At 68.8% G+C, this 16,226-nt stretch carries 13 protein-coding genes; all 13 read left to right on the top strand.

Going from position 1 to position 16,226, the window contains the following annotated elements:
• Position 1 precedes the first annotated feature (1 nt).
• The 13 genes from secE to rpsL all read left to right on the top strand — a co-directional run bounded on the left by secE (position 2) and on the right by rpsL (position 16,226).
• Positions 2-406 (top strand): preprotein translocase subunit SecE, encoded by a 405-nt coding sequence (secE, locus tag ABEA87_RS02170; protein WP_345625474.1) that lies wholly within the window; start codon positions 2-4, stop codon positions 404-406.
• Positions 407-424: 18 nt separating this feature from the next.
• Entirely contained in the window at positions 425-1,165 is a 741-nt protein-coding gene (gene nusG / locus ABEA87_RS02175; protein WP_345625476.1) for a transcription termination/antitermination protein NusG, read from the top strand.
• Between the two features lie 240 nt (positions 1,166-1,405).
• Entirely contained in the window at positions 1,406-1,837 is a 432-nt protein-coding gene (gene rplK, locus ABEA87_RS02180; protein ID WP_345625478.1) for a 50S ribosomal protein L11, read from the top strand.
• Between the two features lie 61 nt (positions 1,838-1,898).
• Complete coding sequence (rplA, locus tag ABEA87_RS02185) at positions 1,899-2,615, top strand: 50S ribosomal protein L1 (RefSeq protein WP_345625480.1); 717 nt, start codon at positions 1,899-1,901, stop codon at positions 2,613-2,615.
• A gap of 89 nt (positions 2,616-2,704) precedes the next feature.
• Positions 2,705-3,607 carry an ATP-binding cassette domain-containing protein gene (locus tag ABEA87_RS02190; protein ID WP_345625482.1) on the top strand — a complete coding sequence of 301 codons (903 nt, stop codon included), beginning with the start codon at positions 2,705-2,707 and terminating at the stop codon, positions 3,605-3,607.
• The gene (locus ABEA87_RS02195) at positions 3,604-4,326 is read left to right on the top strand and encodes a hypothetical protein (protein ID WP_345625484.1); all 723 of its coding nucleotides are present in this window, start codon (positions 3,604-3,606) and stop codon (positions 4,324-4,326) included. The genes ABEA87_RS02190 and ABEA87_RS02195 overlap by 4 nt, the downstream gene beginning before the upstream one ends.
• Positions 4,327-4,656: 330 nt before the next feature.
• Complete coding sequence (gene rplJ / locus ABEA87_RS02200) at positions 4,657-5,253, top strand: 50S ribosomal protein L10 (protein WP_345625486.1); 597 nt, start codon at positions 4,657-4,659, stop codon at positions 5,251-5,253.
• Between the two features lie 33 nt (positions 5,254-5,286).
• Positions 5,287-5,676: a 50S ribosomal protein L7/L12 gene (gene rplL, locus ABEA87_RS02205; protein WP_345625487.1), complete on the top strand. Its 390-nt coding sequence runs from the start codon at positions 5,287-5,289 to the stop codon at positions 5,674-5,676.
• A gap of 1,043 nt (positions 5,677-6,719) precedes the next feature.
• The gene (gene rpoB, locus ABEA87_RS02210; RefSeq protein WP_345625489.1) at positions 6,720-10,163 is read left to right on the top strand and encodes a DNA-directed RNA polymerase subunit beta; all 3,444 of its coding nucleotides are present in this window, start codon (positions 6,720-6,722) and stop codon (positions 10,161-10,163) included.
• 114 nt (positions 10,164-10,277) lie between these two features.
• On the top strand, positions 10,278-14,168 hold the full coding sequence (locus ABEA87_RS02215) for a DNA-directed RNA polymerase subunit beta' (RefSeq protein WP_345625491.1): 3,891 nt from the start codon (positions 10,278-10,280) through the stop codon (positions 14,166-14,168).
• A gap of 151 nt (positions 14,169-14,319) precedes the next feature.
• Positions 14,320-14,667 (top strand): hypothetical protein, encoded by a 348-nt coding sequence (locus tag ABEA87_RS02220; RefSeq protein ID WP_345625492.1) that lies wholly within the window; start codon positions 14,320-14,322, stop codon positions 14,665-14,667.
• A gap of 10 nt (positions 14,668-14,677) precedes the next feature.
• Positions 14,678-15,445, top strand: coding sequence for a phage holin family protein (locus tag ABEA87_RS02225; protein ID WP_345625494.1), 768 nt, complete (start codon positions 14,678-14,680; stop codon positions 15,443-15,445).
• 406 nt (positions 15,446-15,851) lie between these two features.
• Positions 15,852-16,226 carry a 30S ribosomal protein S12 gene (rpsL, locus tag ABEA87_RS02230; protein WP_345625496.1) on the top strand — a complete coding sequence of 125 codons (375 nt, stop codon included), beginning with the start codon at positions 15,852-15,854 and terminating at the stop codon, positions 16,224-16,226.

Here is a 16,226-nt window from a genome sequence, read left to right on the forward strand (position 1 = left end):
AGTGGCCGAGAGCAAGCGGCGCGGCGAGGACGCCGTGGATGAGCACCTTGATGAGGTGCTCGACGACGCTGTCGACAATGACTCCCTCGACGACGAGGACGCGGCCGCGGCGGCGAAAGGCTCGACCGCGCTGCGCACCAAGTCGAAGGATGATGGCGACAAGACGGATAAAAAGGCCACCAAGGGTGGCGCCGACGATCGTCCCGGAATTTTTGGCCGGATCGGTCGGTTCATTCGTGAGATCGTCGCTGAGCTCCGCAAGGTCATCTGGCCGACGCGTAAGGAGCTTTTGACCTATGCGGCGGTCGTCGTCATTTTCGTCGCGATCATACTGACCGTCGTCGGGCTGCTTGATCTCGGGTTTGCCAGGCTCGTGCTGCTGGTCTTCGGCGGCGGTCAGAGTTAGTAGGAGAAGAGAACTAGCGTGCCTGAGTACGACGAGACTGCCCGTACCCCCGACGACGTGACCGACGCAGAGGCGACGGAGATCGACGCGTCGGCCGAGGCGGCCAGCGTACCGACGACCGCCGTGGCCACCGTCGATGTCGACGCCACCGACGCCGACGAGGAGGAGGGCGACCCGGTCGAGCAGCTGCGCGCCGCGCTGCGCTTCGCGCCGGGCGACTGGTTCGTCGTGCACTCGTACGCGGGCTACGAGAACAAGGTCAAGACCAACCTCGAGACCCGGATCACCAGCCTTGACATGGAAGACTTCATCTACCAGGTCGAGGTGCCGACCCGGGAAGAGGTCGAGGTCAAGAACGGCAAGCGGCTCCAGGTCCAGAACAAGGTGTTCCCCGGTTACATCCTGGTTCGGATGGAGCTGACCCCCGAGTCGTACTCCTGCGTGCGTAACACCCCGGGAGTCACCGGCTTCGTCGGCGCCACCGACCGCGCCGACCGGCCCGCCCCGCTCTCCCTCGACGAGGTGCTGAAGTGGTTGGCGCCGGTCGCGACGGTGGAGAAGACCAAGGCGAAGCCCGAGGTCAAGGTCCTCGACTTTGAGGTGGGCGACTCGGTCACCGTCACCGACGGCGCCTTCGCGTCGCTCCCGGCCACGATCAGTGAGATCAACGCTGACCAGCAGAAGCTCAAGGTGCTCGTGTCGATCTTCGGCCGCGAGACCCCGGTCGAGCTGAACTTCAACCAGGTCACGAAGATCTGATCCGGCGAGGTCGCCCCGCGAGCGGGGCGGTCGCCGCGATCGGGACCCGCGCGATCCCCGGCCTATCGGCCGGGTGATCGTGGGCCCCCGAATGGCCGCGGGAGCCGGGTGGCGAGAGCCGGACGGAGCCGTCCGCGACGTAGCGGTACCCTAAAACGTCCGGCCCGGAACGCGTCGAACCGTGCGACGTGATCGGGCCGGCAGTATGTGCCAACAACCAGCCCAGGAAAGAATGCTGCCATGCCTCCGAAGAAGAAGCTCGTCAAGACCTTCACGCTTCAGTTGCCGGCTGGCCAGGCGACCCCGGCTCCGCCGGTCGGTCCCGCCCTCGGTCAGCACGGCGTCAACATCATGGAGTTCGTGAAGGCGTACAACGCCCAGACCGAGTCCCAGCGCGGCGATGTCGTACCGGCGCAGATCAGCGTGTACGAGGACCGCTCGTTCACCTTCGTGCTCAAGACGCCCCCGGCCGCCCGCCTGCTGATCAAGGCCGCCGGCGTGCCCAAGGGCTCCGGCGTCCCGCAGGCCACCAAGGTCGGCGCGATCACCAAGGCTCAGCTGCGTGAGATCGCTGAGAAGAAGATGGCCGACCTGAACGCCAACGACATCGAGATGGCCGAGCGGATCATCGCCGGCACTGCCCGTTCCATGGGCATCACGATCAAGGACTGACCCCGACACACCGTGGGAGGGCGCGGGCTGCGTCCGCCAGACACCACAGGAGACCGAACTCATGCAGCACAGCAAGAACTACCGCAAGGCAGCCGACCAGGTCGACCGGGCGAGGCTGTACACCCCGGCCGACGCGATCAAGCTGGCCAAGGAGACCACCGGCGTCAAGTTCGACCCCACGGTCGAGGTCGCGATGCGCCTCGGGGTCGACCCGCGCAAGGCGGACCAGATGGTGCGCGGCGTGGTCAACCTGCCGCACGGCACCGGCAAGACCGCTCGGGTCATCGTCTTCGCCGCCGGCCCGAAGGCCGCCGAGGCGGAGGCAGCGGGAGCCGACGTGGTGGGCAGTGACGACCTGGTCGCCCGGATTCAGGAGGGCTGGCTGGACTTCGACGCGGCCATCGCCACCCCGGACCAGATGGCCAAGATCGGTCGGATCGCGCGGATCCTGGGCCCGCGCGGCCTGATGCCGAACCCGAAGACCGGCACGGTCACGATGGACGTCACCAAGGCGGTGTCGGACATCAAGGGCGGCAAGATCACTTTCCGGGTGGACAAGCACTCGAACCTGCACCTGATCATCGGCAAGGCGTCCTTCACCGAGGAGCAGCTGGTCGACAACTACGCCGCCGTGCTCGACGAGGTGCTGCGCTCGAAGCCGTCCGCGGCCAAGGGCAAGTACCTCAAGAAGGTCGTCGTGACCACGACGATGGGGCCGGGCATCCAGATCGACCCTGGCATCACGCGGAACCTGACCGAGGCCGGCGACGCGGAGTAATCGCGCCCGGCCGCACGCGGCACCGTTCGACACGACGGGAACGACCCTGCAGGGTCGTTCCCGTCGTCGCGCTATGGCACGATCACCTCATGCGCCTCGACGGGGTGTCGTTCCGGTACGGCCGCCGCGCCAACTGGGTGCTCTCGGACGTCACCGTAGACATCGATGATGGCGAGATCGTGGTGGTTCGGGGGCGCAACGGTGCCGGCAAGTCCACCCTGCTGCAACTGCTAGTCGGCGTACTTCGGCCGACCCGTGGCCGGATCCTCGACCGGGTTGGCCGGGTGGGCTGGGTACCCGAGCGGTTCCCGGCTGATCAGCCGTTCACCGTCTCCCGCTACCTGGGTGCCATGGCGGCGCTCTCCCGGGCCGGTTCGCCGGAGCCGTGGATCGAGCGGCTGGGCCTGGCCCCGTTCCGCACGGTCAAGCTGGGCGAGCTGTCGAAGGGCACCGCCCAGAAGGTCGGCCTGGCGCAGGCCCTGATTCCCGACCCCGATCTGCTGGTGCTCGACGAGCCCTGGGAGGGGCTCGACTCGGCCGCCCGGGAGTTGGTACCCGAGATCGTCGCGGAGGTGGTGGCGGCCGGCGGTGCGGTCATCGTCAGCGACCATCGCGGCGAGACCGCGCGGCTGCCCGGTGCCACCGGGTGGACCGTCGAGGCCGGCCGGGTGACCGTCGACCGGGCGCCCGCGACGCGGCACGCGCCCCTCCCCGCGCAGGCGGCGCCGGCGGAGGACTCTGTGCCGGCGGGGCCGGCGGAGGCTTGTGTGCCGGCGGGGCCGGCGGAGGCTTCTGCGCCGGCGAGGCCGGCGAAAATCCCCGCCGTGGAGACCCCGGCGGCGCCCGAGGCGCGGCCCGCGGTGCGACCGGTGCCGGTCGGCGGCGCGGTGTCCGGGGCGCCGTGGCTCATCGAGGTGGCGGCCGACGACGGCCCGGCCGCGGTGGCCGCCCTGCGCGCCGCGGGGCATCAGATCATCCGGGTACACGCATGAGCCGGCAGAGCGTGGCGGGCACCGGCCGGACCATCGATCCCGGCGCGGCGGCGTTGGCGTCCATGCGGGTCGGTGCGTACCTGCGCGCCGGGCGGTGCATCCCCCCGCTGCTGGCCGCGCTCGTGCTGCTCGGCATCTTGTACGGCGGCGGAAAGGCCGTGGCCGCCGAGGCGTACGGCGTGTCCGCGCTGCTGATGTTCCCCGTACTCGCCTGGCAGGCCAAGCTCCTGCTCGACGCGGAGCCCGACGTCCAGCGCAGGCTGGCCCTGGTCGCGATGCGTTCCCGCCGGCACGAGGCGGCCGCCGGCCTGCTCGCGGCCGGTGCGGTCGCGGTGCCGGTGGTGGTGCTCGCGATCGGGGTTCCGTGGCTGGTCGGCGGCGTCGAGCACACCGATGCCGTCACCGGGCTGCTGCTGGGCCTGTGGGCGCACGCGATAGTCGTGCCGTCCGCCATCGCGCTGGGAGCCCTGAGCAGCCGGGTGATCGCCGGTACGCCGGGCCGGGCGACCGCCATCCTGATCGGTGGCGCGGTCCTGGCGCTCATCCTGGGGATGCGCGGGTCCCCGGTACCGTGGCTGGCCCCGCCCCTGCTCGGCACGGCTCGGGCGCTCTCGGGCGGGATCGAGGCCGGCGCCCTGGGCGGCCTGACCTGCTGGGCGCTGATCTGGTCGGCGGCCGTGCTGACCGGCTACGGCTGGCTGCGGCGCACCCGGAGCTGAGGCGCCCGGGCGGTTTTGGCGGCGCCCACCGCCTCCGGTACTCTTACCAGCGAAGTACCACCCAGAGACCGCTGGTTATCGTGCCGCAAGGCGCGAACGAAGGCCCCGCATCGAGCGGGCGGCCCGCGCAGGGACGGACATCGGGACTCGAGCCGGTTCGGCTTGGATCTTGGGGTCCGGAGCATCGGAAGTCGGGCCGTCCTGATCCTGCCCGCCCCGTGCGCACCTGCGCCCGGGGCGTTTTCTCGTTGTTGGGCCATCGAGGCACCAGCCCACACAGGGAAGTCTCGTAACACGAGCGCTCCCGCGAGGATCACAGGAAGGAGGGACATGGCAGACAAGATCCGGGCCGAAAAGGCCGGCGCGGTCGCCGAGCTGAGCGAGAGCTTCCGCAGCTCCAGCGCGACCGTTCTCACCGAGTACCGGGGCCTGACGGTCGCTCAGCTCACCGAGCTGCGGCGCTCGCTGGGTGCCCAGACGAAGTACGAGGTGGCAAAGAACACGCTCGCGAAGCGGGCGGCGACCGACGCCGGAATCACCGGACTGGAGAGCCTGTTCGCCGGTCCTACCGCGCTCGCCTTCGTCTCCGGCGACCCCGTCGAGGCGGCGAAGGGCCTGCGCGACTTCGCGAAGACCCACCCGCTGCTGATCATCAAGGGCGGCGTCTTCGAGGGCAAGGCGATCAGCGCGGCCGAGGTCGGGAAGATCGCCGACCTCGAGTCCCGCGAGGTCATTCTGGCCAAGCTGGCCGGTGCGATGAAGGCCAACCTGAGCAAGGCCGCCGGCCTGTTCCAGGCGCCGCTCGCGAAGGCAGCCCGCACCGTGGCCGCCCTGCAGGACAAGATCGAGAAGGAAGGCGGCTCGGCCAGTGCCGAGCCCGCCGCAACCGCCGAGGCGTCGGCCACCACGGCGCCCGAGAGCGCCTGACCACCACCACGTACGAAAGGAAGCCGACCCACCATGGCGAAGCTCAGCAACACCGAACTGCTCGACGCGTTCAAGGAGATGACGCTGATCGAGCTGTCTGACTTCCTGAAGCAGTTCGAGGAGACCTTCGACGTCACCGCGGCCGCCCCGGTCGCGATCGCCGCCGCGGCCCCGGGCGGCGGCGCCGCTGCCGCTCCGGCCGAGGAGGAGAAGGACGAGTTCGACGTCATCCTCGAGGCGGACGGCGGCAAGAAGATCCAGGTCATCAAGGTCGTGCGTGAGCTGACCGGCCTGGGCCTCAAGGAGGCCAAGGACCTGGTCGAGGCCGCGCCGAAGCCGGTGCTGGAGAAGGCCAACAAGGAGAACGCCGACAAGGCCAAGGCCAAGCTCGAGGCCGAGGGCGCCAAGGTCACCCTCAAGTGACCTGACGCTTCGCGTCGGTCGGCGGCCGGTTCCCGGATATCCGGGGACCGGCCGCCGCCGTTGGCGGGCACGCCCGCCAACGGCACCGCACCACGTCCATGGGCCCCGACCGCGCCGGCCACACCTGGCTCGCCGGTCGGATCCGCGGGTCGGGCTCGCCGGTCGGGCGACGGTGACGCGGCCGTGCCGCATAGTGCCGCGTCGCCTGAGTCGATCCGGCCGCGCCGGCCGCTCGTGGCGCCGTCGCCTCGATCGGGAGAATGCCGGCAAGGTCGGTTTCGTGCCGCCGTGATGACCGCGCCCGACGACGCATCCATGATGACGATCGTCACACTGGGCCGCCCGGCCGGCGGCGCGCCGTAGCCCCCGTCGGGCGTGCCTCGTCCCATCGACGCCCACCCGCCCGGCCGTCCCGACCTCAAACGCCCACCGCCGGCCGCCCCGGACGGGGTCGGCGCAGCGGCGCCGGGTACGTCGCTGATCCCGCCCATCTGCTCCGATAGGCTCGCTGAGCAGCGTCGTTGCGGCTTGTCGGGCCGCCTGGCCGGGATCGCCCGGCTCACCGCGTTGCCGGGCCGCTCATGGGACACTGTTCCGGCCGGACGGTATCGCTGGCGTTATCTCACCGATACTGCGGGGAAGTATCCGGACGTACCTTTGTCCGAATATGCCGTATGCGTACATGCAAGTTGCGCGTCACCCGTGTCCGACCCGAGGCTCAACTCTTGACGGGGCCGGCATGCGACAGGCACGCTGATTGCGCAACGCCTTCCGCGGATGCGCCAGACCGTCGTAGGGAGTTCCGAGCAAGGGTCTCTGAGGCCCGTGCAGGCCCCGGGTTCAGCCCCCGGCATGGCCCGCTCGGAGAACTTCTCGATGGGGGGCTCGACAGCGGTTAGCCTTTCGGCTACACTGCTAGTTTGCGCTGCCTTCCGACATAGACCCCGCATAGATTGTCCGTTTTGGGTGATTTAACAGGGGCCAATCGGGGTGCACGCGCAACGGCCGTTTTGCAGCACCACCGGTCCTCGGAAGGACGCATCTTGGCAGCTTCCCGCCCTGCGAAGACCAGTCGTACGTCGTCGAGCGCCTTCGCTCCCCGCCGAATCTCATTCGGCAGGATCACCGAACACCTCGAAGTCCCCAACCTCCTTGCCATTCAAACCGAGTCCTTTGACTGGTTGGTTGGCAACGAGGCGTGGGCAACGCGTTCGGCTGATGATCCGCACGCTCGTTCGGGTCTTGCAGAAATCCTCGACGAAATCAGTCCCATTGAGGACTTCTCTGGCACTATGTCGCTGTCGTTCTCCGCGCCGCGCTTCGACGAGGTCAAGGCCTCGATCGAGGAGTGCAAGGAGAAGGACCTGACCTACTGCGCACCACTGTTCGTGACCGCGGAGTTCACCAACCACAGCACTGGCGAGATCAAGAGCCAGACCGTGTTCATGGGTGACTTCCCGATGATGACGCCGAAGGGCACCTTCATCATCAACGGCACCGAGCGCGTCGTGGTCAGCCAGCTCGTCCGCTCGCCGGGCGTGTACTTCGACAAGCAGCCGGACAAGACCTCCGACCGGGACCTGTCCAGCGTCAAGGTCATCCCTAGCCGGGGTGCCTGGCTGGAGTTTGACATCGATAAGCGTGACACGGTCGGCGTTCGCATCGACCGCAAGCGCCGCCAGGCGGTCACCGTCCTGCTCAAGGCCATTGGTTGGTCGAACGAGCAGATCCGCGAGCGGTTCGGCTGGTCCGAACTGATGATGACCACCCTGGAGAAGGACCACATCGCCGGCCAGGACGAAGCCCTGCTCGACATCTACCGGAAGTTGCGGCCTGGTGAGCCGCCGACCCGGGAGAACGCGCAGACCCTGCTGGACAACCTCTTCTTCAACCCGAAGCGCTACGACGTGGCGAAGGTCGGGCGTTACAAGTTCAACAAGAAGCTCGAGGTCGACGTCCCGATTACCACGGGTGTGCTGACCATCGAGGACATCGTTTCGACCGTCGAGTACCTCTGCCGGCTGCACACCGGCGAGGACGGGTACGAGCCGGACGACATCGACCACTTCGGCAACCGGCGCCTGCGCACCGTGGGCGAGCTGATCCAGAACCAGGTTCGGGTCGGTCTGTCCCGGATGGAGCGGGTCGTCCGCGAGCGGATGACCACCCAGGACGTCGAGGCGATCACGCCGCAGACCTTGATCAACATTCGCCCCGTGGTGGCGGCGATCAAGGAGTTCTTCGGCACCTCCCAGCTGTCCCAGTTCATGGATCAGACCAACCCGCTGGCTGGCCTGACCCACCGGCGCCGCCTGTCGGCGCTGGGGCCGGGCGGTCTGTCCCGTGAGCGGGCCGGCTTCGAGGTCCGTGACGTGCACCCGTCGCACTACGGACGGATGTGCCCGATCGAGACGCCGGAAGGCCCGAACATCGGTCTGATCGGCGCGCTGTCCACCTTCGCCCGGGTCAACCCGTTCGGCTTCATCGAGACGCCGTACCGGAAGGTCCTCGACGGTCGGGTCACCGACCAGATCGACTACCTGACCGCGGACGAGGAGGACCGGCACGTCATCGCGCAGGCCAACGAGCCGCTCAAGGCGGACGGTGCGTTCGCGGGCGAGCGGGTGCTGGTCCGGCGTAAGGGCGGCGAGTTTGAGGCCGTGCCCCCCGAGGCCGTGGACTACATGGACGTCTCGCCGCGGCAGATGGTCTCGGTCGCGACGGCCATGATCCCGTTCCTGGAGCACGACGACGCCAACCGTGCCCTGATGGGCGCGAACATGCAGCGCCAGGCGGTCCCGCTGATCAAGGCGGAGTCCCCGCTGGTCGGCACGGGCATGGAGTACCGGGCCGCGGTCGACGCCGGAGACGTGGTGGTCGCCGAGGTCGGTGGCGTGGTCGAGGACCTGTGCGCCGACTACGTGACGGTGCACCAGGACGACGGTCACCGCCGCACGTACCTGCTGCACAAGTTCCGTCGCTCCAACGCCGGCTCCTGCGTCAACCAGAAGCCGGTGGTCTTCGAGGGTGACCGGGTCGAGGCCGGCCAGGTCATCGCCGACGGGCCGTGCACCGACGAGGGCGAGATGGCGCTCGGGCGCAACCTGCTCGTGGCGTTCATGCCCTGGGAGGGTCACAACTACGAGGACGCGATCATCCTGTCCCAGAAGTTGGTCCAGCAGGACGTCCTGACCTCGATCCACATCGAGGAGCACGAGGTCGACGCCCGCGACACCAAGCTGGGGCCGGAGGAGATCACCCGCGACATCCCGAACGTCAGCGAGGAGATGCTGGCGGACCTGGACGAGCGCGGGATCATCCGGATCGGCGCCGAGGTGACCCCCGGTGACATCCTGGTCGGCAAGGTCACGCCCAAGGGCGAGACCGAGCTGACCCCGGAGGAGCGGCTGCTTCGCGCGATCTTCGGCGAGAAGGCCCGCGAGGTCCGGGACACCAGCCTGAAGGTGCCGCACGGTGAGAGCGGCACGGTCATCGGTGTCCGTACCTTCTCCCGGGAGGACGGCGACGAACTGTCGCCCGGTGTCAACGAGTTGGTCCGGGTCTACGTGGCCCAGAAGCGGAAGATCCAGGACGGCGACAAGCTCGCCGGCCGACACGGCAACAAGGGTGTCATTTCCAAGATCCTTCCGGTCGAGGACATGCCGTTCCTGGAGGACGGCACGCCGGTCGACATCGTGCTCAACCCGCTGGGTGTGCCGAGCCGGATGAATGTCGGCCAGGTCCTGGAGACCCACCTCGGGTGGGTGGCCAAGACCGGCTGGAAGATCGAGGGCGACGACACCACCTGGAAGAGGGCGCTGCAGTCGATCAACGCGCACGAGTCGGAGCCGGACACCAACGTGGCGACCCCGGTCTTCGACGGCGCGAAGGAAGAGGAGATCGCTGGCCTGCTCGACTCCACCCTGGCCAACCGGGACGGCGTCCAGCTGGTCGGTGCCAGTGGTAAGGCGCAGCTGTTCGACGGCCGGTCCGGCGAACCGCTGCCCGATCGGATCGCGGTCGGCTACATCTACATCCTGAAGCTGAACCACCTGGTCGACGACAAGATCCACGCGCGTTCGACCGGCCCGTACTCGATGATCACGCAGCAGCCGCTGGGTGGTAAGGCGCAGTTCGGTGGGCAGCGTTTCGGTGAGATGGAGTGCTGGGCGATGCAGGCGTACGGTGCCGCCTACGCCCTGCAGGAGCTGCTCACGATCAAGTCGGACGACGTGCTCGGCCGCGTGAAGGTCTACGAGGCGATCGTCAAGGGTGAGAACATCCCCGAGCCCGGCATCCCCGAGTCGTTCAAGGTTCTGCTCAAGGAGCTGCAGTCGCTGTGCCTCAACGTTGAGGTGTTGTCCAGCGACGGCGTGGCTCTGGAGATGCGGGAGACCGACGACGAGGTGTTCCGGGCGGCCGAGGAGCTGGGTATCGACCTGTCGCGGCGTCCGAACGAGGGCGTCAGCAGCGTCGAGGAGATCTGAAGTTAGGGTCCGGCCGGCGTGCCGGCCGGACCTTACCTGGCGACCACAAACCCGAGCATCGCGTAGCGACCGAGAAAGCCAATCGCGAGGCGATCAAGAAATACGAGGGACCAAGTGCTCGACGTCAACTTCTTCGACGAGTTGCGTATCGGCCTGGCGACCGCGGACGACATCCGTCAGTGGTCGCACGGTGAAGTCAAGAAGCCCGAGACGATCAACTACCGCACCCTCAAGCCCGAAAAGGACGGACTCTTCTGCGAGAAGATCTTCGGCCCGACCCGGGACTGGGAGTGCTACTGCGGTAAATACAAGCGGGTCCGGTTCAAGGGCATCATCTGTGAGCGCTGCGGCGTCGAGGTGACCCGGGCCAAGGTGCGGCGTGAGCGGATGGGGCACATCGAGCTCGCGGCGCCGGTGACCCACATCTGGTACTTCAAGGGCGTCCCGAGCCGGCTCGGCTACCTGCTCGACCTGGCACCCAAGGACCTCGAGAAGATCATTTACTTCGCCTCGTACGTCATCACCGGCGTGGACACCGAGGCGCGACACCGCGACATGTCGACGGTCGAGAGCGAAATCGGCGCGGAGAAGCGGCACGCCGAGAACGCCCGCGACTCGGAGATCGAGAAGCGCGCCGCCAAGCTGGAGCAGGACCTGGCCGAGCTGGAGGCGGAGGGCGCCAAGGCCGACGTGCGGCGCAAGGTCAAGGAGGCTGGCGAGCGCGAGATGCGCCAGATCCGGGACCGGGCACAGCGCGAGGTCGACCGGCTCGACGAGGTGATGGACACCTTCCGCAAGCTCGACACCAAGCAGCTGGTCACCGACGAGCTGCTCTACCGCGAGCTGCGCGACCGGTTCGGCGAGTACTTCTCGGGCGCCATGGGCGCCGAGGCCATCAAGGCGCTGATCCAGAACATGGATCTCGACGCCGAGGCCGAGGACCTGCGCGAGACGATCCGCTCCGGCAAGGGCCAGCGGAAGATCCGCGCGCTCAAGCGGCTGAAGGTCGTGGCGGCGTTCCTGAACACCACCAACTCGCCGATGGGCATGGTGCTGGACTGCGTGCCGGTGATCCCGCCGGACCTGCGCCCGATGGTGCAGCTGGACGGTGGCCGGTTCGCGACCTCCGACCTGAACGACCTGTACCGCCGGGTGATCAACCGGAACAACCGGCTCAAGCGCCTGATCGACCTGGGCGCGCCCGAGATCATCGTGAACAACGAGAAGCGGATGCTGCAGGAGGCCGTCGACGCGCTGTTCGACAACGGCCGCCGTGGCCGTCCGGTCACCGGCCCGGGTAACCGGCCGCTGAAGTCGCTGTCCGACATGCTCAAGGGCAAGCAGGGCCGATTCCGGCAGAACCTGCTGGGCAAGCGCGTCGACTACTCCGGCCGTTCGGTCATCGTGGTCGGCCCGCAGCTCAAGCTGCACCAGTGCGGCCTGCCCAAGTACATGGCGCTGGAGCTGTTCAAGCCGTTCGTGATGAAGCGGCTGGTCGACCTGAACCACGCGCAGAACATCAAGTCCGCCAAGCGGATGGTGGAGCGCCAGCGTCCGGTGGTGTGGGACGTCCTGGAAGAGGTCATCGGGGAGCACCCGGTGCTGCTCAACCGGGCGCCTACCCTGCACCGTCTGGGCATTCAGGCCTTCGAGCCGCAGCTGGTCGAGGGCAAGGCCATCCAGATCCACCCGCTGGTCTGCACGGCGTTCAACGCCGACTTCGACGGTGACCAGATGGCCGTGCACGTGCCGCTGGCCGCCGAGGCGCAGGCCGAGGCCCGGATCCTGATGCTCTCGTCGAACAACATCCTCAAGCCGGCCGACGGCAAGCCGGTCACCATGCCCACCCAGGACATGGTCATCGGCCTGTACCACCTCACCCACACGCAGGACAACCTGTCGGGTGCGGGCCGGACGTTCAGCTCGGACGCGGAGGCCCGGATGGCCTTCGACAACGGCGAGCTGCACCTCCAGGCTCCGATCCGGATCCGGCTGAACGGCGTGATCGGCGTGGACAACGGCGCCGGTGCGCAGCCGTGGGACGCGCCGGAGGGCTGGGAGGTGGGTCAGCCGCTGATCATGGACACGACCCTGGGTCGGGTGCTGTTCAACGAGACCCTGCCGCCGGGGTACCGGTTCGTGAACTACGAGATCCGCAAGGGTCAGCTCTCGGCGATCGTCAACGACCTGGCCGAGCGCTTCCCGAAGGTCGCCCTGGCGGCCACCCTGGACGCGCTCAAGGAGGCCGGCTTCCACTGGGCCACCTGGTCGGGCGTGACCATCGGCATCGAGGACGTGGTCCAGCCCCCGCGCAAGCGGGAGATCCTTGAGGGATACGAGCGCGAGGCCGAGCGGATCGACAAGCAGTACCAGCGTGGTCTGATGACCGCGGAGGAGCGTCGCGGCGAGCTGATCGACATCTGGACCAAGGCGACCAACGAGGTCGCCAAGGAGATGGAGACGGCGCTGCCGCGCGAGAACCCGCTGTGGAAGATGATCAACTCGGGTGCTCGCGGTAACCTGCTGCAGCTGCGGCAGATCTCGGCGATCCGTGGCCTGGTGGCCAACCCCAAGGGTGAGATCATCCCGCGTCCGATCAAGTCGTCCTTCCGTGAGGGACTGTCCGTGCTGGAGTACTTCATCTCCACGCACGGTGCCCGCAAGGGTCTGGCCGACACGGCCCTGCGTACCGCCGACTCCGGGTACCTGACCCGGCGTCTGGTGGACGTCTCGCAGGACGTGATCATCCGCGAGGAGGACTGCGGCACCGACCGGGCCATCCCGATGCAGGTCGGCGAGCGGGCCTCCGATGGTCGGCTGGTCGTTCACCAGCACGCGGAGACCGGGGCGCACGCCCGTACGCTGGCCGACGACATCAAGGACGCGTCCGGCAACGTCGTGGCGCACCGTGGTGACGACCTCAACTCGATCCTGGTGGACCGGTTGGTGGCCGCGGGCGTGGAGAACGTCCGGGTGCGCAGCGTGCTCACCTGCGAGTCGAAGCTGGGCGTCTGCGGGGCCTGCTACGGGCGTTCGCTGCCGACCGGCAAGACCGTGGACGTCGGCGAGGCGGTCGGCATCATTGCCGCCCAGTCGATCGGTGAGCCGGGTACCCAGCTGACCATGCGTACCTTCCACACCGGTGGCGTCGCGGGTGAGGACATCACCCAGGGTCTGCCGCGTGTTCAGGAGATCTTCGAGGCGCGCGTGCCCAAGGGCAAGGCGCCGATCGCGGAGATCGCCGGACGCATCCGGATCGAGGAGGGTGACCGGTCGCGGAAGATCATCATCGTGCCGGACGACGGCAGCGACGAGATCGTCCACGACAAGATCTCCAAGCGGGTCAAGCTGCGGGTCAGCGACGGTGGGCACGTCGAGGTCGGTGAGAAGATCACCGAGGGCACCATCGACCCGCACGAGCTCCTGCGGGTGCTCGGGCCGCGCGCCGTCCAGGTCCACCTGACCCAGGAGGTCCAGGAGGTCTACCGGTCGCAGGGTGTGCTCATCCACGACAAGCACATCGAGATCATCATCCGGCAGATGCTCAAGCGGGTGACGATCATCGACTCCGGCGCGACCGAGTTCCTGCCGGGCGTGCTGGTCGACCGGGCGCACTTCGAGGCGGAGAACCGGCGGATCGTCGCCGAGGGCGGCGAGCCGTCCGCGGGACGTCCGGTGCTCATGGGCATCACCAAGGCGTCGCTGGCCACCGAGTCGTGGCTGTCGGCGGCGTCCTTCCAGGAGACGACCCGGGTGCTCACCGACGCCGCGATCCACGCCCGCAGCGACTCGCTGATCGGGCTGAAGGAGAACGTGATCATCGGAAAGCTCATCCCGGCCGGTACGGGCATCAGCAAGTACCGCAACATCCGGGTCGAGCCGACCGAGGAGGCCAAGGCCAAGGTGTACTCGATGACCGGGTACGCCGAGACCGACTACGGCTTCGGGCCGGCCAGCGGACACGCCGTACCGCTGGACGACTTCGATCTCGGATCGTTCCGCTGACGGTCGACTGGTCTGGGTCGTCGCGCGGCGTCTGACGCGCCGAGCCAGACCGGTCAGGGAGCCGTCACCGGCGTGAGATCGGGGCCTCAGGTGAACGCCTGGGGCCCCGATCTGTTTCCATAGGGTGGTGAGCGCAGTCCCGGGAGCGAGCGTGGCAGCCATTGACCCCGCGAACGTGAGGCACCCGCTCGACCCTGATCCCGTCCCCTCCACGAAGGCGGCGGCCGTCCTGGCGCTGGGCGTCGTCGCCGCGATCACCGGATTCTTCGTCGGCGGGCTAATCCCGGCCGCGCTCGCCCTGCTGATGGCCAGGGACGCCCGGCGGGAGATGTCGGCGGCCGGCGGATTCCTGACCGGCGGCCGCCGGATCCGCACCGGGGTGGCGCTGGCCTGGGTCGGCATCGTGCTGGCCGCGTGCGCGCTGGTAGCCGCCGCCATCGTCGGCCTGCTGCACTCCGCCGGCGGTCCCGGTACGAACTTCGCCCCCGATGTGAACTGAAAGGCTGGCCGTGACGGAGCCGCCCCAGCCACCTCCCTGGACCCCGCCGGAACCGCCCGCCCCGCCGGGGGAGTACCCGGTAGCGCCGGTGTACCCGGGCACCCCGGGCCACCCCGGTGCGCCGTACCCGGCGCCGCTGCCTCCCGCGATGCAGGCGCCGCAGTACCCGGCGCCGGGGCCGGGGCAGCCCTACCCGCCGTCCGGGCCGCCGGTGGCGTACCCGCCCCCCGGGCCGATGAGCCGGCCGGTGGCGTACCCGGGCCACCCGGGCGGCGTTCCGGCCTACCCGACCCACCCAGGCGGCGCGCCGGTCTATCCAGGCGGGGCAGCCGCGTACCCTGGCGGCCCGCCGTGGCCACCGCCGATCCCGCCCCCGCCCGGACCGGTGGGGACCCTGGGCCGGCCGGCGCGCATCGATCCGGTACCCGGCACCGACTTCGGGATCGCGTACCTGGCGGTGAACCCGACCTTCCTGGGCCTGGCAACCGGGAGCATAGTGGCCGGTATCGGCGCGGCCCTGGTCGCGTTCGTGGTGATCTGCCTCGGCATCGCCGGTGCGGGCCCGGGCTGGGGCGCGCTGGTATCGGGCGCGTTCGCGATCCTCTCCGCGCTGCTCGGCGGGGCGGCGATCGCGGCGGGCCTGATCGCGCTGGGCCAGATCAGGGCGGCGGCCGGACGGCTGCGAGGTCGCGGTCCGGCGATCTCCGGCATCTGGTGCGGGGGCGGGGGCCTCGTGCTCGCCGCGTTCGGATTCCTGCTGGCGCTGATCCTGAGTTGAGCCTCCCGGACGCACTGAGAGCGGCATCACCCCACCAGACCCGGGGCCGGCGGCCGGTCCGCGGCGGTCCGTCCCGATCGGGGAGTAGTATTAATGCTCGGAGTGGCTTCCGTGGGACCCATTTTGACCTGGGCGCCAACGGTCGGTACTCTTTCCCCTCGTGGCCCGGGGCATGCCCCGGGCTCATCGTGCGTGCGCTAAGGCGCGGCACGAGAATTTAACCCGGCGGCTTGCATGAGATTCGCCGGGCCCGTGTGCCGGACGACACGCCCGACCGCGGGGGCCGGATAGGCGCGCAGGAGCCGATGAGGCGCTTGCCGCAGGTCCGGTCGCACGGCAGGTGTAGGACGTTCGATAGCAAGACGGCGGCCGCGAGACGGCGGTCGAAGGGAGATTCGAGACCCGGATGCCCACCATCCAGCAGCTGGTCCGCAAGGGCCGCCAGGCGAAGACGAGCAAGACGAAGACGCCGGCGCTCAAGGGAAGCCCGCAGCGGCGCGGCGTGTGCACGCGTGTGTACACCACCACGCCCAAGAAGCCGAACTCGGCGCTGCGCAAGGTCGCCCGCGTGCGGTTGACCAGCCAGATCGAGGTCACCGCATACATCCCGGGCGTCGGGCACAACCTGCAGGAGCACTCGATCGTGCTGGTCCGTGGTGGCCGGGTTAAGGACCTCCCCGGCGTCCGGTACAAGATCGTTCGTGGCTCGCTGGACACCCAGGGCGTCCGTAACCGGAAGCAGGCGCGCAGCCGGTACGGCGCGAAGAAGGAGAAGAGCTGA

The organism is Rugosimonospora acidiphila (assembly GCF_039543385.1).
Classification (GTDB): domain Bacteria; phylum Actinomycetota; class Actinomycetes; order Mycobacteriales; family Micromonosporaceae; genus Rugosimonospora; species Rugosimonospora acidiphila.

Excerpts from the sequence above, each read along its gene's own strand:
- rplA (WP_345625480.1), top strand. The coding sequence starts at position 1,899 with ATGCAGCACAGCAAGAACTACCGCAAGGCAGCCGACCAGGTCGACCGG.
- rplJ (WP_345625486.1), top strand. The coding sequence starts at position 4,657 with ATGGCAGACAAGATCCGGGCCGAAAAGGCCGGCGCGGTCGCCGAGCTG.
- rplL (WP_345625487.1), top strand. The coding sequence starts at position 5,287 with ATGGCGAAGCTCAGCAACACCGAACTGCTCGACGCGTTCAAGGAGATG.
- rplK (WP_345625478.1), top strand. The coding sequence starts at position 1,406 with ATGCCTCCGAAGAAGAAGCTCGTCAAGACCTTCACGCTTCAGTTGCCG.
- ABEA87_RS02195 (WP_345625484.1), top strand. The coding sequence starts at position 3,604 with ATGAGCCGGCAGAGCGTGGCGGGCACCGGCCGGACCATCGATCCCGGC.
- ABEA87_RS02190 (WP_345625482.1), top strand. The coding sequence starts at position 2,705 with ATGCGCCTCGACGGGGTGTCGTTCCGGTACGGCCGCCGCGCCAACTGG.
- rpsL (WP_345625496.1), top strand. The coding sequence starts at position 15,852 with ATGCCCACCATCCAGCAGCTGGTCCGCAAGGGCCGCCAGGCGAAGACG.